This is a genomic window from Corynebacterium anserum, from assembly GCF_014262665.1.
Lineage (GTDB): Bacteria > Actinomycetota > Actinomycetes > Mycobacteriales > Mycobacteriaceae > Corynebacterium > Corynebacterium anserum.
The window spans coordinates 2095118-2115694 of the sequence record NZ_CP046883.1 but is presented as its reverse complement, the minus strand read 5'-3'; the positions used below and the strand labels follow the sequence as shown (position 1 = coordinate 2115694).

Genomic DNA, 20577 nt, shown 5'->3' with positions numbered 1-20577 from the left:
TGGCACGTACCCGTAGCAATGATCAGCTGAGCCGCTGTTCCCACTCAGGGCCGTAGTATCGCCGCATGAACTCTTCGCGGTATTCCACAAAACGACCTTCTTCAATCGAGGCGCGTATATTATCCACCAGCCTTACCATGAAGTACACATTATGCAGCGTGCACAATGTACCCGCCAGAAACTCCTTGGCCTTGAGCAAGTGATGAAGATAGGCGCGCGTGTAGTTCTCCGACACATAACCACCCACCACCTCGTCAATTGGGGTGAAATCGCGTTTGAAGCGGGCGTTAGTGAGATTGATACGTCCATCTAAGGTGTACACACCGCCGCGACGAGCCAGCCGGGTCGGGGCCACACAGTCGAAGGTATCTGCGCCCGCAGCCACCGCCACGAATAAATCATCCGGCTCGGAAATACCCAGCATGTGGCGCGGCTTGTGCTCAGGTAGTTCCTCCGTGACCCAACTGGTGATGGTACCGAGCTGCTCTTTTTCCAATGCCCCACCAATGCCGAAACCACCGAAACCACGCTGCCCATTGGCTTCGAATTCTTCGGAGAGAGCCGTGAGACCTTGGGCGGCTTGGCGTCGTAGATCTTCAAACTGAGCACCCTGCACCACGCCCCACAAAGACTGCAAAGGCCGATGTGGTCGCGCCTCAGTCTGGCGATTATGCTCCTCAAGGCAGCGCCTAGCCCAACGGTGAGTGCGTTCCACAGACTCTTCCTGATACGTACGCGTATTAGCCAAGGTAGTCAGCTCATCGAACGCAAACATGATGTCCGCGCCCAACCGATGCTGAATCTGCATGGAAATCTCAGGGGTGAAGCGATGCTTGGAACCATCAATGACGCTGCGAAAATCCACACCTTCTTCGTCCACCACAGCCAAGCGCTTACGCCGCTTCGCGATGATATCCGTCTCCGATTTCCCCGTCATATCCATGGCCAGCACCTTCTTAAAGCCCTGGCCGAGGCTCATCACCTGGAACCCACCCGAGTCTGTGTACGTGGGGCCATTCCAATTCTCGAATTTAGCGACGCCGCCAGCCTCGTCAACAATGTCCGGACCTGGTTGAAGATACAGGTGATAAGCATTAGAGAGCACAGCCTGCGCGCCGGTGGAGCGTACCTGTTCGGCTGTGAGAGTCTTCACTGTTGCCTTCGTTCCCACCGGAATGAATGCGGGAGTGGCGATATCGCCATGAGGCGTATGAATCACACCCGTTCGACCTTGTGGCTCGCGAGGTTTCTCCCCCTCCTGCGCTAAGTGCGCTCCGTCCGCGGTCTCCTTCAGACGGGTACACAGGTCAAACGTTATATCTGGGCGTGTGTTGTCCATGGTTGCCAAGCATACCTTTGAGTAAAGGCCGCACCGGCAAATGAAGAGTCACTGGTGTGAAGAGCACAACGCACTAGGCTCGATGGTGTGAAGAGCACAACGCTCTAGGCTAGAGAGAGTGAATTCTCCAGAGAAAACTCCAGATGCACTGAGCTGTTCCATCAGCGAGCCCGGCGAGAGTGGAATGACTGCGAACACGCTGGATCGCGAGCATGGCTATGGACGGTATGCTCCTAGCCCCTCTGGGGATTTGCACCTGGGTAACCTACGCACTGCGGTGTTGGCCTATTTGTTTGCTGTACACACCGGCCGGAAACTGCGGCTGCGCATCGATGATATCGACGCCCAGCGTTGTCGTCCCGATAAAGCTGAACGGCAGTTGGAGGATCTCGCTGCCCTGGGCATCACGTGGGAACTACCGGTGAGCACGCAACAAGACACGGTTGCTCACTACCAGCGGGCGTTGGATTCTCTGGCCGAACGGGGATTGGTCTATGAGTGTTACTGTTCGCGTCGGGATATACAGGAAGCCGCTAGCGCGCCGCACGCCATTCCGGGGAAGTATCCGGGTACCTGCCGCAACCTCAGCGAAGAGCAGCGTGTAGCTAAACGGCATGAGCTGGAACTCCAGGGGCGAGTGCCAGCTTTGCGCCTGCGGGCGAATGTCGATGAATGGACAGTAAAGGAACTGTTCTGCCGCAGAGCTTTTACTGCCGGTCAAACCATGAGAGCCGGCGAATACGGTGAATATACGGGCAATGTTTATGGTGAATATACGGGCGATGTTGACGATATGGTTCTGCGGCGCGGAGGCAATGCGAACCAAGTATCCACAGCTGACTTTGCCTATAACCTCGCAGTGGTGGTTGATGACTACTTGGGTGGAATCGACCAGGTAGTGCGCGGAGATGATCTGCTCAGTTCGGCTCCTCGTCAGGCATACTTGCAGCACCTGTTGGGTTATCCACCAGTTGAGTACATTCATGTTCCACTGGTGCTGGGGCCACACGCTAAACGCTTAGCTAAGAGGGACGGGGTAGTCACTCTCCGCGAACTTGCCCCAAACGGGGATTTAGCAGCCTGTGCGCAGGTCGCATTGAGCTGGATTGGGCGGAGTATAGGTATGGCAGATGTCGTGGAAGAAGGTGAAGCCATGACCATGCAGATATTGGTTGAGCATTTTGACCCAGTGGCGCTCTCCCATGATCCGGTGATCTGGCAGCCAGAGACGATATAGAGCCGTCCGATAAACCAGGGATAAGACAAAAAGGAAGCAAGGGATACCCAGCGGGGTATTTTTGCCTTATACTCCCTATATTCTGTGAAACCTTCCGGAAGAATTGTCGGATTCCAGCTCAAGTTACAAACTCAGGCTCCACTTTTATAAGGCAACGCCGCTGAGTCACGTTGAGAGATAGTTGAGCCATAAACCGAAAGGCACCCGCATGCACGTCAGCGAAGAAGAGTCCAAGAAGATTCTGCAACGCCTCCGCCGGGCGCGTGGTCAGCTCGATGGTGTAATCAGCATGATTGAGAATGACCGTGAATGCCGCGATATTGTCACCCAACTGGCGGCTGTTTCCAGTGCGTTGGATCGCGCAGGAATTAAGATCATTTCTACTAACATGCGCTCCTGCATGGATGCTGTCGCCGCTGGTGAAGAGCCTGCCATGAGTGAGCAGGAACTGGAGAAGCTCTTCCTGTCGCTTGCCTAGGCTGATACCGTTTCCTATTGGTCAGTAGTTGAGTTATTAATGGTCAGTAGTCGGGTTATTAATGGTCAGTAGCTGAGACTGCCGCAATCCTGACGGGGGGAGGAGACCATGTGATGGGTGGGAAAGCGAGGGGCGTTGAAACTAAAGCGAGAGGTGTTGAAACTAAAGCGAGGGGTACTGCCACTAAGGATTATTGCTGCTTTTATTGCGGAGATAAGTGTTATTCCCGAGATAAGCGATGATCCATGTCCCTACCCCAGCGAGAATGAGCTTCTATTGGGGAGGCCTTGAACCAAAAGCTTCGCGGAGCAAAACCCGCCGCTTGCCATAGCGCACGGAAGCGCCGGTACCTTTTGCTTTTGCCGCCGCTTTCTGCGCGATTCTTGTATTCTTCGACGCCAATAATCGCGCTTGGCGGATTCGCTCCTTAAAGAAGGTATGGCGTGGGCCGCTGCTCCAGGTCTCGTCGAAGACTTTCTTGGTGTAGGCCACCGAGTCAGGGGAGCGCGAAATGATAAGGCGGGCAAGTTCCTCCGCTGCTTCCAGAGGGTTTTCGGCTACTTCACTAGCGAGCCCCAGCTCAGTTGCCCGGCGGCCATCGAATTGCTCACCTGTCATGGTCAGGCGCTTGGCAATGTCGATCGGCAATATCTGAGAGAGGGAGTGGATTCCGGTCATATCCGGAATAAGACCCCATTTTGCTTCGAGGATGGACCACGTGGCGTCGGCACTGGTGAAACGGTAATCGGCAGCCAGAGCGATTTGTAGTGCGCCGCCGAAGCAGTAACCTTCCACAGCGGCAATAACGGGAACGGGAATGCGACGAAGGCACCACGGTCCCTCCTGAAAAAGATTGGTGCCACGCCATGGGCGAGATATGAAGGCTGTGGCAATATCAACCGGACTTTTTAACGCCGTGCCAAAATCCAAACCGGCTGAGAAATTATGTTGCGCGCCGCGGATGATTACCGCGCGGATGGTGCGATCTGCTTTGATGCGCTTGGAGACGCGGATTAAATCGCGCAACATTTTTAGCGTGAGGCCGTTGAGTTTATCTGGACGCTCCAGGGTGACGTAGGCAACGTCCTGTAAATCCTGTTCGCCGCGAGTGACAGTGACTTGTCCAAGTCCAGTGCTGGTGGTCATGTATTTCACCCTAGACATAATCCACTGCAGAAACATTCGAGTCCGGACATATTTTGCTCTAGGGAATTTCCGCGAGAGGTTTCGCAATATTCGTGGGAGATTCGTGGGAGATTCTTGGTGGATTGGCAGACAATGCCGCTCACATGCCGGATAAAAACGCAGCCGGGGATTCTTCGGCAGAATGGACGCATGACGTCATCAGACAATGAACTGACGAATGGACACGATCACAAGCTGGACAACAACCCATCCAGTGTTGCCCAAGGAAGAGAGGGTAGGGCTTCGTTATCGGAGTCCGAAGGAGAAGCCTCGGTGCAGCAAGGCGCAGTGGTAGCCCCGGATCTCTTCGCCATCTCCACAAAGGGCGAGCTGGTGATGGGGTATAACGTCCCGCTGGATATCGCCTATGGCGCCGAAAGACAACGCCTTGAATGGACACAACGCCGTGTTAATGCTTCCGTGCGCGCTGTGATCGGGGGTCAGGCTGACGAATACGCGCGTGAGTATGCCAAAGATAAGGAATACAGTGGCTATGCGATTGCCTTCTTCTGCCCAGTGAGAGATGAACCCATGAGGCGGAGCCTGATTGCGACGCAGAAGGCGTTACCTCGACACGATATTGCGCTGAGGTGGGAGTACGTGGAAACCTCTGCCGAGGATGTGGTGAAGCAAGCGGAGTATGCCATCGCGCAGGTGTTGCGCCCCATTTCTGTTGAGAGGGGAAAACGGGTGGCTTTGTGGGCTGTCATGCTGGGTGAACGCAGGGAAGCAGGGGTGTTGATAGTCCCGGAGGGGGGCGAGCGGCCGATTCCGTATGACGGAGATGCTCTGAACCGGATCGAGGGGGTCATCGTCGCCCACAAAAACGCGACGTATCAGCGTGACGGGCGTGCGTGGGTGTGGCTTATGGCGTCTGTTGATGCCGAAAAAGGCTATTACTTCGATACGCAGCCTGAGGAACTGCCCGTCTGGGTGCAACCGGCCAGTGATGAAGATTGGGAGAAGGAGCGGCAGGCCTTTCCCGTCGTGGAGTGAGATTGACGCGAGAGCCAGACACGGAGTGAGATTGACGCGAGAGCCAGACACGGAGTGGGATTGACGCGAGAGTCACACGCGGAGTGAGAGTCAAGACGGAGAATTAGTACAAAAACTGCAGGGGCGTGGTTGGGGGGGGAGCTCAGCTAGTGTGCGCAGGGCTAAAGCGCTAGGGAAAAATACTTATTATCGCGTATATTTTCCAATTATGAATGCTGTGCTAATCGCCGTGATCATCATGCTGTTGCTTGCGGTTCTTCGAGTTCATGTGGTTCTGGCTTTATTCATCGGAGCCTTGGTGGGTGGATTGGTGAGTGGCATTGGCCTCGACGCCACAATGGTTGCCTTCCAAGAAGGACTATCCGGAGGCGCCAAGATTGCTCTGAGTTACGCCTTATTAGGAGCTTTCGCCATGGCAGTCGCTAGTTCAGGATTGCCGACCCTCCTCGCCCGGTGGGTAATGGCCAAACTCGGAACTGATGATCCGGGCACTGTGTCCAAGGCTGTGGGCGTAACCAAATGGCTCATGATCGCGGGTATTTTGGCGATGGCCATTATGTCGCAAAACCTTATTCCGGTTCACATTGCATTCATTCCATTGATTATTCCGCCGCTTTTAGCTGTGATGAATCGCCTGAAGTTGGATCGCCGGTTAATCGCCTGCGTACTGACCTTTGGCCTGGTCACCACGTATATGTACATTCCCGTGGGCTTCGGCAATATCTTCTTGAATGAAATTTTGTTGGGCAACATCAAATCAGCCGGGATGGATACTTCCTCCATCGATATCATGCACGTCATGGGCATTCCTGCTCTGGGAATGTTGGCTGGCCTGCTGGTCGCCGCTTTTGTGTCCTATCGCAAGCCTCGCGTTTACGAAGATCTCCCGATCGCTGACGTGAAGCAAGAGGAGAGCATTTCAACGTACAAGATCAGCGTGGCTATTGTCGCGGTGATTGCCACATTTGTTGTGCAGGTGGTCATGCAACAGTTAGGTACTGAGGCTGACTCGCTGCTGATTGGTGCTCTGGTCGGTTTGGCTATCTTCATGCTGACCGGCGCAGTGAACTGGCGGGAGGCAGACGATGTGTTCACTTCTGGTATGCGGATGATGGCGTTGATTGGTTTCATTATGATCACCGCCCAGGGCTTTGCATCCGTCATGAACGCTACCGGTGAAGTTGAGGGTCTAGTGAATGCCTCCGCCGAGATGTTTGGTGCCAATAAGGCCGCTGCTGCAATGGCCATGCTGGTGGTTGGCCTGGTGGTCACCATGGGAATTGGTTCGTCATTTTCTACCCTGCCGATTATCGCAACAATTTACGTCCCCCTATGCACCACCTTGGGCTTTTCTCCCGCCGCTACGGTGGCAATTATTGGTGCGGCTGGAGCTCTTGGTGACGCAGGTTCACCAGCTTCTGACTCCACCTTGGGGCCGACAGCGGGTCTGAATGCGGATGGTCAGCACGACCACATCCGTGATTCGGTGATCCCAACATTTATTCACTACAATATTCCCCTTCTCATCTCTGGCTGGATTGCTGCGATGGTTCTCTAATAAGCGCGGGGCAAAGGGAGCGCTGCGTTGTCCTGTGAGTTTTTCACCGATGGTTCTCTAATAAGCGCGGGGCAAAGGCTACCGGGGGAGAATTGCGAGATGGGATGATGAGAAGAAGTAGGCACCTGCCCCGAACAGGCACTACTCAGCATGCTGGACGGGATATATTTGTGGATGTGGTGAGACGAAGAAAAGATCGACTGCGGTTGCGTGAGGGCCATCAGCGGAAAGTAATGGTTGCGGGGGTTGGGTTGGTGGCGTCGGTGGTTCTCACGGGGTGCGGAACAGACGTCACGCGTTACTTGGACGACAATAGAACGCAGTACTCAGAGGCCTCCGTCCAAGATCTCTATGGAGGTCAGTGGGCGGAGTTTAGCGTGCAATGTCCACGCACAGATGCTGCGACGATAGCGCAACAGCTGGGTATTCAACCAGATCAGGCGGAAGATACGTCCGAACGCGATGACTACCAGTACCTTTATATGCGCAACAGTGCCGGCGACGTAGAAACTCACAGTCTGAAGGTAGGCGACGTAAATTTCTGTGGCCCAGCCCAAGACAACGATATTGACATCGCGGGTTGGTGGCCGGCCGATCTGAAGCTGCCTTTCGTGAAGCCACACAGAAAAGACGACTGGCAAGTTGATCCGTCGGCGTTACGTAACGCGTTGGGTGAGGTGCGTGAAAAGCGTGAGAAAGCTCAGAAGGAAGCTGAGCGTGCCCAGCGGAAAGAACGTGATAATCACGAAAAGCAGGCGCGTGAGAAACGTGATCAGTAGACGAGGACAGCTCTAGGCTAAGAGAAGGCTAAGAGTTATGGAGACGAGAATCGCAAAGACCCCGGTTAAAACCGGGGTCTTTGTTCATGGCGGAGGATAGGGGATTTGAACCCCTGAGGGATGTAACTCCCGCACGCGTTCCAGGCGTGTGACATAGGCCGCTAGTCGAATCCTCCATGTCGGACACTTGAGCCGGAGCTCCCGTGTACTCCGCACAGGTTACACAATGAAGCCCGGTGGAGCAAAATCTCCCCGAGATAGTGGATAGGAGATATGCGATGAAACGTTCTATGCGCGGCATGCTACGATGGAGCCCGGATTCCGTGCGGCGGCTATCTCATGAACTCCCCCAGGGCAGGAATGCAGCAAGGGTCAGTGAGCTCTACCGGGTGCGCGGGGTCCCCTTTTTTTATGCTTTACGCCTGTACGACAATGAGTTGGGCGTGACCCCCGCAAGCTAATATCCGGTGAAACGGCTAAACTCGGCACAGACAAACCGTCCATCAGGTCAGCGCGCCCAAAAACCAGCGTATGGCACGTTGAAGGAGGCTGGAAAAGACTATGAAGCTCGATAACGTCAATAAGGAACAACTCCTTGCCGCCAAAGCAGAAGTTACCGCCGCATATGAGGAACTCAAGTCAGCGGGGCTGAACCTGGATCTGACTCGGGGTAAACCCAGCCCAGAGCAGTTGGACTTCGCCACTGATCTATTAAGCCTTCCAGGAGACAAGTACATCACCCCGGGGGGTGTGGATGTGCGCAATTACGGTGGCTTGAACGGAATCGCAGAGTTGCGCGAACTGTGGGGTGAGTTGATCGGCGTTCCAGCTGAGAACATTGTGGCGGGCGATGCATCGTCCCTGAACATTATGTTCGACCTGATTAGCTGGTCTTACACTTTTGGCAATAACGACTCACCACGGCCCTGGTCCGTTGAAGAGGGACTCAAGTGGATCTGCCCGGTGCCTGGTTATGACCGCCACCACTCCATCACGGAACTCTTCGGTTTTGAGATGGTCACCGTGCCGTGGACAGAGACTGGCCCCGATGTGAATGCTGTGCGCGAGCTGGTGAAGGATCCAGCCGTGAAGGGTATGTGGACCGTACCAATGTTCGCTAACCCAACGGGCGTGACTATCACCGAGGAGGTCGCTAAGGAACTGGCCTCGATGGAGACCGCAGCTCCGGACTTCCGCATCGTATGGGATAACGCTTATGCGGTGCACGTTCTGAATGACGAGTTTCCGCCGATCATCGACATCTTGGGGATCGCCGAAAAGGCTGGTAACCCCAACCGGTTCTGGTTCATGTCCTCCACTTCCAAGATCACTTTGGCCGGCGCTGGTGTGGCATTCTTTGCTTCCTCCAAGGCCAACCTGGAATGGTACGGCAAGATCGCGAACATCCGTGGCATCGGTCCAAATAAGGTGAATCAGCTCGCTCACTATGAATACTTCGGGACAGCAGAGGGAGTTCGTGCGGTCATGCGTAAGCACGCTGGCTCCCTTGGTCCAAAGTTCCAGCGCGTGGTGGAGATCCTTAACGACCGCCTATCTGAGTACAACGTTGCCGAGTGGACTGAGCCGACCGGCGGATACTTCATCTCCGTGGACCTTGTAGACGGCACCGCTTCGCGGGTGGTTCAGCTGGCCAAGGAAGCAGGCGTGGCTTTGACGGCTGCGGGTTCTACATACCCACTGAAAAAGGACCCCCATGACCGAAATCTTCGCCTCGCGCCGTCCATGCCAAGCATTGAACAGCTCGACGTAGCAATGAATGGTTTTGCTACTTGTGTTCTGCTAGCCACCATCGAGGCGTTGGAGGCCTAAGCCCCCATGGATCAGAAAGAAACTCTCGCGTGGATCGCTGATCTACTTCCTGGTTCTCCGCAGGTCAAGACGTATACAGCAGGACAGAGCGCGTTGCCCGTTAACGTGGCCACGGTGGTTGTGGGTTCAGACGTGGAGGGACATGAAGGCAATGCAGAGACCGTGGCTATGACGCTCAATGCCTCTCAGATCGATCCGCAGTTGGAAACTGAGGATGGCTCGGACTTGCGGGTCGAGCTCCTCACCATCACCACAGGTAAGGGATCCACCGCGGCTGAGTTGCTTGCGGCTGCTGTCACCACTATCGCGCAGAATCCGCACGTGCACTCTCCACAGCCGGGGACGTTTCTGCCGAATCTCGGCGACCATATTCAGCAGAAAATCACCGCTAAGCACGGCCTTTTGTTGGCACCATATGTATGGGAAGAGGGGGTGCCTCATGTACATGAAGTGGCGTCGTCGGGGAAACGGGGTAAGAACAAGACCGGCGAGCACATTGAGTTTACGCACCCAGGCCGGCTCACCGTTCCCGCCCAATTGGTGATGCTTACAGATGCCGAGTTTGAGCTTGCCACGACGAGCGGCCTCAACGCTGTGCAGGAACACATCGCTAAGAAGGGTGTGAATCTGAATGACGTATGGCGTGTCTCAGGGGAACTGTAGTCTGTAAACGTGGCTTTATACCGGAAGTATCGCCCGGCCAGCTTTGCTGAGGTGGTGGGGCAGGAACACGTAACTGAACCACTGTCTGTTGCTCTTGACAGTGGTCAGATCAATCACGCCTACCTTTTTTCAGGGCCGCGTGGATGCGGTAAAACCTCGTCCGCCCGCATCCTAGCCCGGTCCTTGAACTGCGTTGAGGGCCCGACGTCAACTCCGTGCGGAAAATGCGCTTCCTGTGTTTCCCTAGCTCCAGGAGGGCCAGGAAATCTCGACGTGACCGAGCTGGATGCGGCGACTCACAACGGCGTGGATGACATGCGCGAACTGCGCGACCGTGCTTTTTATGCCCCAGCGGAGTCACGTTACCGCGTGTTCATCATCGATGAGGCGCATATGATCTCCAAGGAGGGTTTTAATGCTCTGCTAAAGATCGTGGAGGAACCTCCGGAGCATCTGATTTTCATCTTCGCCACCACAGAACCAGAGAAGATGCTGGCGACGATCCGTTCGCGTACCCACAATTACCCATTCCGTTTGCTGACCCCACCTGCGATGCGTAACTTGCTTGAACGCGTGGTGGAAGGGGAGGGCAAGCACATTGAGGATGCTGTTTACCCGCTGGTGGTTCGGGCTGGCGGTGGCTCTCCGCGTGACTCTTTGTCTGTGATGGATCAATTACTTGCAGGGTCTGGATCTGAGGGCGTGACCTATCAGCGTGCCTTGGCGCTCTTGGGAGTTACGGATGCAGCGCTCATCGATAAGGCTGTTGATGCGCTGGCTGCGCAAGATCAAGCTGGGCTGTTTGGCGTGGTTGACGATGTTATTGACGCCGGATATGACCCGCGCCGCTTCGCTACGGATCTGCTGGATCGCTTCCGCGATTTACTGATACTCCAGGCAGTGCCGGATGCTTTCGACCGTGGGCTGGTGGATGCACCAGCTGGAGCTCGGGATGTTTTGATAGCGGAGGCGCAGCAGATAGGACAAGCAACCTTGACGCGCTGTGCCGCATTGGTGAATGAGGGTTTGGCGCAGATGCGTGGAGCTACGTCGCCGCGACTGTTGCTGGAGATTCTCTGTGCCCGCATGGCACTACCGGCAGCGGGGATGACCGTGGAGGCTTTGGCTCAACGAGTAGAGGCGTTAGAGCAGGGGCGAGCTCTCAGTGGAATGCCTCAGGGCAGTGAGGAGAACAATCCGGTCGCGGCCGCAGCGGGTGCTCCAGCTACGGGATCAGGACGCCGCTATGAACGCCCCTCCCGCCGGAACGCACACATTGCCGATGTGGATGCACAAATGGAGGTGGAGCCGTCACCGGGTACACAAATGGAGGTGGAGCCGTCACCGGGTACACAAATGGAGGTGGAGCCGTCACCGGGTGCTGCTAGTGCGCCGGTAGATACCACCACGGAGGATCCAGCTATTGCTGAGGCGCGCCGGGCTCGCGAAATCATGGATCGCAACCACGGTAAGAGCACCACGGCACATAGCGCGGCTTCAGAGCTGCCCGAAGCAACAGAAGAGGGTCCTGAGGCGATAGAAAAGAGCCACGACGCGTTAGAAAGGGACTCTGACGAGGTAAAAGAGAACTGCGGTGCAATAGAAGAGAGCCCCGAGGTAGCGGAAAAGTGGTCTGATATTCTTGGAGCCACGAAAGACCTGGACATGAGTGCGTGGATCGCCGCTCGAGATGCACGTCCAGCAGAAGAACAGCCCAGCCGTGACGAGCTGCACATCCAGCATCACACGGGAGCTCTTGCAAACTTCGTGAACAAGCACCGTGCCGTGTATTCTCAGGCAGCGGAAAAAGTACTGGGACGCCCCGTGATGGTCATTGCTGGCGTCGGAAATAGAAAGCACGCACAGACCACACTCGGCGAAGCACAGGATAACGCCGGGGGGCAGACTACAAGCGAAGCACAGGGTAACGCTGGAGCGCAGATTGGTCTCGACGAAGCGCAGGGTACTGCCGGAGCTGGAGCACAGGGCAACGCTGATACCACGCCAACCGAGGATGATGATGCTCAGCAGGGAAAAGAACCAGCGGCTCCGGCCGTCGATGATACGCAGTACAACTCACATCACAGCCCTATTCCTACGGAGAAAGATTTAGATCCGCGTGAGATCCGTTCGGCATCCAGTTCTGCGCTCGAGCGTGCTCGCGCGATGGCAGAGGCACACCGCCCGTCTACCGCCGCTACGCAAAAACACCACACTCCAGAAAAACAAGAAAAACCCTTGAGCGGTTGGAAAGCTCGAGCGGAAAAATACCGGCAACGGCACCAATACAACGTGGATAACGGTTTCAACGGGGCGCCGTTGCCACCAGAACCCCCGGCCGATCCGTGGGAGGCAGAGCCAACAGACACACTCCTGCGGGATGACGCTCCACAACCGAGCGATGGCATGAACGCCTCCGCCGATCCCACTCCCCAAACTCAGCCCGACAGGCAGGTTCACCCTCCACACTGGCAGCACCCACATGGAGGTACAGATAAAGCCCTAGGAGTGCGGAGTGCGCAGAACCAGCCAGCAGGACGGCCAACCCGCTCCGAAGAGGATGACATTCTCGAGCAAATTGCTGCAGGTCCCGGAGAGATGGATCACCGGAAGCCTCTGGAGATTGCCGGAGAACTTGTTGAGAAACACCTGGGTGGGCACCGTATGCGCTAGATGATGCAGGTACAGTTGCTTACGGACATGGCTAGCGCGGAATGAATACACCACCCGCAGCCGAAAACACGGAAAGGATACCTTCCACATGAATCAGCCAGATATGAACGCCCTCATGCAACAGGCTCAGGCTATGCAGGCGCAGCTGCAGGAAGCACAAAAGGAAATTGTTGCATCCGTAGTGACCGGGCAGGCAGGCAACGGCCTCGTCACCATGGAGATGGCTGGTTCTGGCGATGTGAAGTCTGTAACTATCGATCCCAAGATTGTGGATCCTGACGATGTGGAAACCCTGCAAGACCTGGTTCTTGGTGCATTTACCGATGCCAACACCAAGCTGCAGCAACTAGCTCAGGAAAAGATGGGCCCACTGTCCCAGGGTTTGAACGGAATGGGCTTCTAAGTCTTGTTCGAAGGGCCACTACAGGACGTCATCGACGAATTTGCCAGGCTCCCGGGCATCGGGCCGAAAAGCGCCCAGCGCATCGCGCTGCACCTTCTTGATGAAGACCCTGAGGACGTTAAACGCTTCCAAGAGGCATTAGGGCGTTTGCAGAATGGGGTGACATTCTGCCGTATCTGCCGAAATATTTCGCAAGAGGATGTGTGCCGTATTTGTGCAGATTCCTCCCGTGATAAAACCCTGATCTGCGTGGTCGAAGAGTCCAAAGATATCCAGGTGATCGAGCGCACCGGGGAATATCGTGGCCGCTACCACGTACTTGGTGGAGCTTTGGATCCGCTCGGAGGCGTGGGACCAAAGGAATTGAATATCACCTCACTGGTACAGCGCGTCGGCTCTGCCCTTCCTGATGTTGCGACCGCCGAATTCGACGCCAACAACGAACCCATTGTGGAACCCGGACCGGAAATCACAGAAGTGATCATCGCCACGGATCCGAACACCGAAGGAGAAGCCACGGCTGCGTACTTGGGCAGGTTGCTGCGCGATTTTCCCGGTCTTAAGGTCAGCCGTTTGGCTTCGGGGATCCCGATGGGCGGCGACTTGGAGTTTGTCGATGAGCTCACCCTGTCCAGGGCATTTGCCGGGCGAACGACGCTATAAGGACTCAGCAGCTACGCCTTCAAGAAGCCAGAGTGGTCGTGGTAGGTACTTAACGGTCAGGGCATGCTCTGTGAGGCTTAACCTAGCTACCGCAAGCGCTCCGAACGTAGCTGTGTGACCTCTTTATTGAGCTGGTTCGCAAGCGACCCTTCCAGGGGAGGAAGCTCTTCCACAGTCACACCCATTGCCTTCGCCAACAGATAATCGGCTAGCTGAGGGTTACGAGCAAGTGCAGGGCCGTGCATATATGTAGCCACCACGGAGGCCTGCAGCGCCCCCTCGCATGAGGCCTGGGCATCGTCATCAGTGTTACCCGTACCGCGCGTGAGCTTTCCCAGTGGTTGAGCATCAGATCCCAGAATTGTGGATCCCATATGGTTTGCAAAACCCGTCAGAGTCTCAGTCAATCCTGGCAACAAAGGCTTACTTGTGATCTCACCGATCATCCGTTTCTTGAGGGAGCCAGTGGTGGCGTCGAGTAATCCAAGGCCGTCGACAATTTTGCCGGCGGCGCGGAAAGACTCGCCGAGTACCTGTAACCCGGCGCAAATGGCAAGAACTGGCCGCCCCGCTTCCGCCGCACGATTAAGCCCGCCGTCGCTGATGAGATGCTCCGCAGCCAAGAGCTGAGCCACATCCTCCCCACCGCCTACCGTGTAGACATCCAGATTCTCCGGCACCTTCGTCCCTAGGGTTATCCTGTGAATTTCTGCAGTCAGGCCACGCATGCGTGCGCGTTGGCGGAGTACAAGCGCGTTACCATCGTCGCCGTAGGTCCCCAACACGTCGGGGAGTACCAGGCCAATGTTCAATTCACTCATTTACTTCTCCTTGGCCTCGTTGGTGGTGATGGATTCGTTACTGGGGGTTGCCTCGCGATCCAGAACACGCTTGAGATCGCGGAAAGCGGTGTAGTTGGCCAATACCTCCACTCGTCCCGGAGGGCAGGAGCGGATGGCGGCCACCGTATCTTTGATGAGGGTGTGTTCCACTCCCGCGTATCCCAGACGCACAGCGAGGTCAATGCCCCGTTCACCAGCGGCCACGACATGTAGTTCCTCAAAATTCTCAAAGACTACATCCCAGAGCCAGGACAGATCTTGACCATCGGCTACTTGTCCATTGACCGCGATCACGAGGGAATCAGCATCGCGATCGACCATAGACAAAGCCTCCTGCCAACCGGCTGGGTTCTTGGCGAGCATCAGGTGAACATCATGGTTGCCAAAGCGGATGGTGGAGTAGCGGCCTGCGACATTATCTACCTGTTCCGCGGCGGCGATGGCCGATTCAGTGTCCACGCCCACATTCAGTGCCACGGCAGCTGCTACCGCCTGGGCTGCGTTACCGCGGTTGGCGTTACCCGGCAGCTTGAGATTGAGCGCGTGCAGTGTTCCCTCAGCGTCGATAATTCCCTCGGTGGTAATGCGCCAATCGGGGTCAGGGCGGCGAAATTCACGTCCATCCGGCAACCTCTTCACGGCATACCAGTCCATGATTCCGTCCGCGCGTTGTTCGTGGATGATCGCTCCGCCGGTGCGGGGGCACGATGTGGAGTCTCCCACCCACCCAAAGCCTGCAGACACCCATACGACGTTCGGGCAGTCCCACGCCACGGATGTCACACTCACATCGTCACAGTTGGCGATGACGGTCATGTCAGGTCGGGCATCAACACAGGCGCGCAAGGTACGTTCAATTTTGTTGATTTCTCCCACGCGATCCAGCTGGTCGCGGCTGAGGTTCAGTAAGACGAGAACTGAGGCATTGAGCTTCTCTGCAATGTTTGGCACGTGCAGTTCGTCGACTTCCAGTACCACCACTTCACCTTTGCGCCCGGCGAGTAGTGCGGAGATCACGCCGGCATCCATGTTGTCGCCACCTTCATTGGTAGCTACCGTCTTTTGGGTGCGTATGGCGTGAGCCAGCATACGAGTGGTGGTGGACTTGCCGTTGGTGCCCGTGACGAGGGCAACTGGGCGGCCTTTGCCGAGTGATGCCATGAGGTTGGGGTCAATTGCTCCGGCGATTAAACCGCCGATCATGCCACCGGAACCACGTCCGGTTTTCTTACTCGCCCAGGTGGCGAGATCAGCGGCGATTATGGCAGCACGGCTGCGGATGCTCGTCTTGCTTTGCGTCGGGTTCACCCGCCCCAGACTAGTCGAGCACTCCTAGGAGCTGTTGCTGCGACGCTTTCTGATCCGGCGATTTCCACCTTTTTGCGGTTCAGGGATGCGGTTAGCGGATCTGCTCCCCGCCCTGCCGGGGGGATTATTCCTACCGGAGTTGTTTTTCGTCCCGCTGAATCCATTAATGCGTCGAGGTGCATTCATGCCTTGGGTGTTAGGGCGAACTCCCGCGTGGGGGCTGAGAGGTGTGCTTGCTTTGGTACCTGGTTCGACGTCGTTGAGGAGGGTGAGAAAGAGTTTGTCGTCGACTAGGGGAATGCCCTTACGCTCGGCGTGCATGGCCTTACCGCGTAACTCATAGTTGGTGTTGCAGACGACCAGTGAGCTGCGCCGATTAAGTTTTTCGGAATAGGCTAGCCCGGCAGCCACGCCTCGCTGGATGATCTCGTCTGGTTCGCTAGCTACGTCAGGGCTGACGACGAACTCCATCCCTTGGACGAGTTTGCTGCCGTGGATCCATTGACCTGGATTCTCGTATGGGCGTGGAGCATTGGCTGCGTCTACGCGCACGGCGGAACGCTGCAGACCGAATGAGTCGGCCGTGAGCAACGATGGGTCGATTTTTTCGATCATGCCGGCTCCCGCTCCCGCGGCGCGCAACTGGGTGTGGTAAAGCGCCATGGTGAGGCGTGCATCGGCTTCGAGCAACGTGTCGGGGTTAATCTTTCCCCTTTTTTGCGACGCCACTGCTCCCACATGCGGCAGTGCTGAATCCGGGGCATGCACCGGGTGGGGGCTGTTGTTGTAGCAGCCCACAATTGCCCGGAGCCGGAAATCGAAGCATTCAGTGGATTGACGCCGTGCGGTCGCAAGTGTATCCAGAATCTCCACTGGTGTAGGTGAAGGAACTTTACGGGCTGGTCGATTACGCCCACGGCTGCGGCGGCCGCGATTGGCGGAACGCTGAGCCCGTTTGAACTCATAGGTGAGGAAGCCCCATGTGTAGGCGGCTTGGTGCATGATCAGGGAGCGTCCGTCAAGGGCTTCGTTTATTAACGAAGCTGTATTGGCGAATCCGAGAGATTGGGCGAGATCCCCGGGGAAGTATCCGTGAAGGTGCCACGGGCCGGGGTCACCGCCGGGGTTCATATGGCGTGTCCAGCTGGAGACTTCTTCATGTGATTCGGAGTAGAACACCACAGATAGGGCAACGAGCCGCGCCGTGGTGGGATGGATGCCGGTGGTGGCGATGCTCACGGCAGCGATAGGAGCTTCGCTGGGCGTGGGGAAATGACGGGGCTTATCGTTTTTTCTGCGGGAGCGGGATGAGTTGGATTTTTGAGATGACGCCGATGATGCCACTGTGGCTGACGGCGAGGATGAAGGGACGGAGGGCGATGCAGCACGGCGGTGGACGGTGCGACGTGGTCGCCTTCGAGTATTCATGAGAATCAAGAGTACTAGACCGGGAGAAGGGAACTGCGACGAGCCGTGAAGAGCCACGTGCTTGGTTCATCACGGCGTCGGTAGGCCGGTCCGCTGTTGACCCTAGTGGTGAAGCGTTTACTACATTCCCTGGGGAAGACCCGCATCTTCAACACGGTTAACGGCAGAGGTGATGGCCTTCAGGGAGGCGTAGGTGATGGAGGAGGCGATACCCACACCCCATACCTTCACCCCGCCGACATTTGCCAGAATGTAGGCGGCAGCTTCTGCGTCGTCACCAGAGGTGCGGGCATGCTGTGAGTATTCCTGAACTTCCACATCGATGCCCAGGGATTCCAGCGCGTTACAGTATGCCGCAACTGGACCATTGCCGCGTCCCTGAATGGTCTTGGCCTCGCCATTGAACTCCACCTGCGCTGTAACCTTGGCCTCTTCACCTTCGCGCTGACCACCATCGACAGTGAGAGAGATGGCTTCGACTGGAGCTTCGCGATCCAGGTATTCACCAGCGAAAATATCCCACATTTCCTTCGGATTGACTTCTCCGCCTTCGGCATCTGTCACGGACTGAACCACCGAGGAGAATTCGACCTGCATAGGACGAGGCAGATCCAAGTTGTGGTCTGTCTTCATGATGTATGCCACGCCACCCTTGCCGGATTGGGAATTGACACGGATAACGGCCTCGTAGGTACGACCCACATCTTTGGGATCGATAGGCAGATAAGGAACCTCCCATACAGCGGAGCGCATGTCGTCGGCCTTTTCCTTCATGGCGTCCAGACCCTTGTTGATTGCGTCTTGGTGCGAGCCGGAGAATGCGGTGAAGACCAAGTCGCCACCGTATGGATGGCGTTCAGGTACGCGCAGTTGGTTGCAGTACTCCACAGTGTGGCGGATCTGGTCAATGTCAGAGAAATCGATTTGCGGATCCACACCCTGGGTCAGCATATTCAGACCCAGGGTGATGAGGCAGACATTTCCGGTGCGTTCGCCATTGCCAAACAGGCAGCCCTCGATGCGGTCAGCGCCGGCCATGTAACCCAGTTCTGCTGCGGCGACGCCTTCTCCCCGGTCGTTGTGAGGATGCAGAGACAGGATGATGCTGTCGCGGCGGTTCAGATTACGATGCATCCATTCGATGGAATCCGCGTACACATTTGGGGTGATCATCTCCACCGTGGAAGGCAGGTTCAGGATGATTGGATTGTCAGGGGTGGGATCCATGACCTCAACGACTGCATCGCAGACTTCCTTGGCGTACTCCACTTCAGTGCCGGTGAAGGACTCAGGGGAGTATTCCCACCGCCAGTTCGTGTCTGGGTAATCTTGAGCGATTTCTTTGATGAGCTGGGCTGCGTCGGTGGCCAGCTTCTTGATGGCTTCCTTGTCCTTGCGGAACACTACGCGGCGCTGCAGTTCAGAGGTGGAGTTGTAGAAGTGCACGATGACGTTCTTTGCGCCTTCGCACGCCTCGAATGTACGGCGGATGAGGTGTTCGCGAGCTTGGACCAGTACCTGGATGGTGACATCGTCGGGGATGCGATTGCCCTCGATAATCTCGCGGACGAAGTTGAAGTCCGTCTGAGAGGCGGAAGGGAAGCCGACTTCAATCTCCTTGTAGCCCATTTTCACCAGCAGATCGAACATGCGGCGTTTACGTTCTGGGCTCATCGGGTCAATCAGGGCTTGGTTGCCGTCACGCAGATCCACGGCACACCACTGTGGTGCACGGTCGATGACCTTGTCTGGCCAGGTGCGGTCTGGCAGCACAATGTGGTCGACCTCTTCGAAAAAAGGCCTGTAACGCTTTGAAGGCATAGAGGAGTTGCGCTGCTTGTTCCAGGCTGGTTGGCCTTCTGGAATCTCACCATTGGGAGTGGTGATGGCGGCCGGTGCGGAGATGAAAGAGTCGTTCATGAGGGAGCTCCTGTTGAAGGTCTGTGGGGTGTCAATCCGACCGGCAGCACAAACTCCGCGACGGGGTGCCGGTCGGATTATTAGACCTGAGCCCCGCCGCGGCGAAGAAGAAGTGCGCGTGCGCGGTGTGCAAACATGCCACTTACTATAGCGCGGATCACACCTCACAGGGGAGGTGTCTCATAATATGAAACTTCAATCCCTCCATGTGGGGGTTTCGTATGTTTTCGTATGTTGAGGTCAACCACGGCCGTCCGCCCTTGAGTTTTCTCGGAGCTTGAGAACACTCCGCCTCAGTGCTCAGTGCTCAGTGCTCAGTGCTCAGTGCTCAGTGCTTTTAGTGGCCTCTGAATCAGGCAGCCTCAGTATTCAGGCACCTTCAGGATTCACCGAGTCTGCGTTTTTCGAGTCCGTTGAGCTGGAGCGTGGCGATTGACGTATCTCCGGGACGCGCATAATTCGGAGCGAGCATAGTATTACACTGGTGCGCTGAGACTACTCCCGGTAGGGGCCGAGCGTAAGAGCCGGTTCGGGTAATGCCAGCGAAGGAAAGGATCCTTGTGGGACACCCATATGCTGACCGCTTTTGTACCAACCGTGGTGGTGATCCCCGCTGTTACTTCATTACAGGAACAGGCGAGCCGGACAAGATCGTTACGACAGCTGTAGCGGCTGCTCGAGGTGGAGCAGGGATGATCCAGGTACGTTCTAAACCAATTTCTGCGCGAGATTTATACACACTCACTGTTCAGGTTGCCCGCGCGGTGCATGATGCAGCTCCTCGCACAAGGGTGGTGGTGGATGATCGTGTGGATGTGGCGGCCGCGCTTATGCGTGCCGGAGAACCAGTGCATGGCGTGCATATTGGCCAGGATGATTTACCAGTTCCGGCTGCCCGCGAACTATTAGGGTCTGATGCCATCATTGGCCTTACTACCGGAACGCTGGAACTTGTAGAGGCGGCGAATGAGTTCGCTGACATGCTGGATTACATAGGATGTGGGCCTTTTAGGACTACTCCCACCAAGGATTCTGGTCGCGCCCCGTTGGGGTTGGAGGGTTATCCGCCGATTGTTGCTGCTTCCCGGTTGCCTGTCATAGCAATTGGCGACGTCACCCTCGCCGATGTCGCTGACCTTGCAGCAACGGGGATTGATGGGGTGGCTGTTGTTCGAGCCCTGATGAACGCGGAGGATCCGGAAGGTTTTGCTCGTGGTGTCGTCGAAGAGTTTGAGGCAGGTCGACCAAAACAGCAACCGAAGGGATAAACAGGCG

At 56.3% G+C, this 20577-nt stretch carries 17 protein-coding genes, 1 tRNA gene and 1 other RNA gene; 12 read left to right on the top strand and 7 right to left on the bottom strand.

The annotated features are described in order from the left end of the window. Window positions 1–22 precede the first annotated feature (22 nt). Window positions 23–1339 carry a tRNA guanosine(34) transglycosylase Tgt gene (tgt, locus tag GP473_RS08920; RefSeq protein WP_186276879.1) on the bottom strand — a complete coding sequence of 439 codons (1317 nt, stop codon included), beginning with the start codon at window positions 1337–1339 and terminating at the stop codon, window positions 23–25. Window positions 1340–1523: 184 nt separating this feature from the next. Between tgt and gluQRS the strand changes: the two genes are divergently transcribed. Continuing rightward, the gene (gene gluQRS / locus GP473_RS08915) at window positions 1524–2576 is read left to right on the top strand and encodes a tRNA glutamyl-Q(34) synthetase GluQRS (RefSeq protein ID WP_186277317.1); all 1053 of its coding nucleotides are present in this window, start codon (window positions 1524–1526) and stop codon (window positions 2574–2576) included. 208 nt (window positions 2577–2784) lie between these two features. Continuing rightward, window positions 2785–3054 carry a metal-sensitive transcriptional regulator gene (locus GP473_RS08910; RefSeq protein WP_185770509.1) on the top strand — a complete coding sequence of 90 codons (270 nt, stop codon included), beginning with the start codon at window positions 2785–2787 and terminating at the stop codon, window positions 3052–3054. 273 nt (window positions 3055–3327) lie between these two features. On the opposite strand, the gene GP473_RS08905 is transcribed toward GP473_RS08910, so the two are convergent. After that, complete coding sequence (locus GP473_RS08905; protein ID WP_185770508.1) at window positions 3328–4200, bottom strand: crotonase/enoyl-CoA hydratase family protein; 873 nt, start codon at window positions 4198–4200, stop codon at window positions 3328–3330. Window positions 4201–4389: 189 nt separating this feature from the next. Here GP473_RS08905 and GP473_RS08900 point away from each other — a divergent pair, with 189 nt between their 5' ends. The 3 genes from GP473_RS08900 (at window position 4390) to GP473_RS08890 (ending at window position 7572) form a co-directional block, all read left to right on the top strand. Then, window positions 4390–5235, top strand: a complete 846-nt coding sequence (locus tag GP473_RS08900; protein WP_186276878.1) for a hypothetical protein — start codon at window positions 4390–4392, stop codon at window positions 5233–5235. 208 nt (window positions 5236–5443) lie between these two features. Further along, window positions 5444–6793: a Na+/H+ antiporter family protein gene (locus tag GP473_RS08895; RefSeq protein ID WP_185770506.1), complete on the top strand. Its 1350-nt coding sequence runs from the start codon at window positions 5444–5446 to the stop codon at window positions 6791–6793. A gap of 233 nt (window positions 6794–7026) precedes the next feature. After that, entirely contained in the window at window positions 7027–7572 is a 546-nt protein-coding gene (locus tag GP473_RS08890; protein WP_186276877.1) for a hypothetical protein, read from the top strand. Window positions 7573–7659: 87 nt separating this feature from the next. On the opposite strand, the gene GP473_RS08885 is transcribed toward GP473_RS08890, so the two are convergent. Then, window positions 7660–7748 (bottom strand) — tRNA-Ser (locus GP473_RS08885). 137 nt (window positions 7749–7885) lie between these two features. Here GP473_RS08885 and ffs point away from each other — a divergent pair. The 6 genes from ffs to recR all read left to right on the top strand — a co-directional run bounded on the left by ffs (window position 7886) and on the right by recR (window position 13804). Continuing rightward, window positions 7886–7980, top strand: an RNA gene (ffs, locus tag GP473_RS08880) — signal recognition particle sRNA small type. A gap of 153 nt (window positions 7981–8133) precedes the next feature. Then, complete coding sequence (locus GP473_RS08875) at window positions 8134–9402, top strand: aspartate aminotransferase type Ic (RefSeq protein WP_186276876.1); 1269 nt, start codon at window positions 8134–8136, stop codon at window positions 9400–9402. Window positions 9403–9408: 6 nt separating this feature from the next. Continuing rightward, window positions 9409–10065, top strand: coding sequence for a suppressor of fused domain protein (locus GP473_RS08870; RefSeq protein ID WP_185770503.1), 657 nt, complete (start codon window positions 9409–9411; stop codon window positions 10063–10065). A gap of 9 nt (window positions 10066–10074) precedes the next feature. After that, window positions 10075–12738, top strand: a complete 2664-nt coding sequence (locus GP473_RS08865) for a DNA polymerase III subunit gamma and tau (protein ID WP_186276875.1) — start codon at window positions 10075–10077, stop codon at window positions 12736–12738. An 88-nt stretch (window positions 12739–12826) separates the two neighbouring features. Further along, window positions 12827–13141 (top strand): YbaB/EbfC family nucleoid-associated protein, encoded by a 315-nt coding sequence (locus GP473_RS08860; RefSeq protein WP_185770501.1) that lies wholly within the window; start codon window positions 12827–12829, stop codon window positions 13139–13141. Between the two features lie 3 nt (window positions 13142–13144). Next, entirely contained in the window at window positions 13145–13804 is a 660-nt protein-coding gene (gene recR, locus GP473_RS08855) for a recombination mediator RecR (RefSeq protein WP_186276874.1), read from the top strand. An 86-nt stretch (window positions 13805–13890) separates the two neighbouring features. Here the strand turns inward: recR and GP473_RS08850 are convergent, their stop codons facing one another. From GP473_RS08850 to leuA, 4 genes are all read right to left on the bottom strand, one after another. Next, window positions 13891–14625 carry a type 1 glutamine amidotransferase gene (locus GP473_RS08850; protein ID WP_186276873.1) on the bottom strand — a complete coding sequence of 245 codons (735 nt, stop codon included), beginning with the start codon at window positions 14623–14625 and terminating at the stop codon, window positions 13891–13893. Then, window positions 14626–15954, bottom strand: coding sequence for a MurT ligase domain-containing protein (locus tag GP473_RS08845; RefSeq protein ID WP_246394781.1), 1329 nt, complete (start codon window positions 15952–15954; stop codon window positions 14626–14628). Window positions 15955–15978: 24 nt separating this feature from the next. Further along, window positions 15979–17382 carry a DNA polymerase III subunit epsilon gene (locus GP473_RS08840; RefSeq protein ID WP_185770498.1) on the bottom strand — a complete coding sequence of 468 codons (1404 nt, stop codon included), beginning with the start codon at window positions 17380–17382 and terminating at the stop codon, window positions 15979–15981. A gap of 120 nt (window positions 17383–17502) precedes the next feature. After that, a complete protein-coding gene (gene leuA / locus GP473_RS08835) occupies window positions 17503–19302 on the bottom strand; it encodes a 2-isopropylmalate synthase (RefSeq protein ID WP_185770497.1) in 1800 nt (599 codons plus the stop codon). Window positions 19303–19838: 536 nt separating this feature from the next. Here leuA and GP473_RS08830 point away from each other — a divergent pair. Continuing rightward, entirely contained in the window at window positions 19839–20570 is a 732-nt protein-coding gene (locus GP473_RS08830; RefSeq protein ID WP_185770496.1) for a thiamine phosphate synthase, read from the top strand. The last annotated feature ends 7 nt before the right edge of the window (window positions 20571–20577 follow it).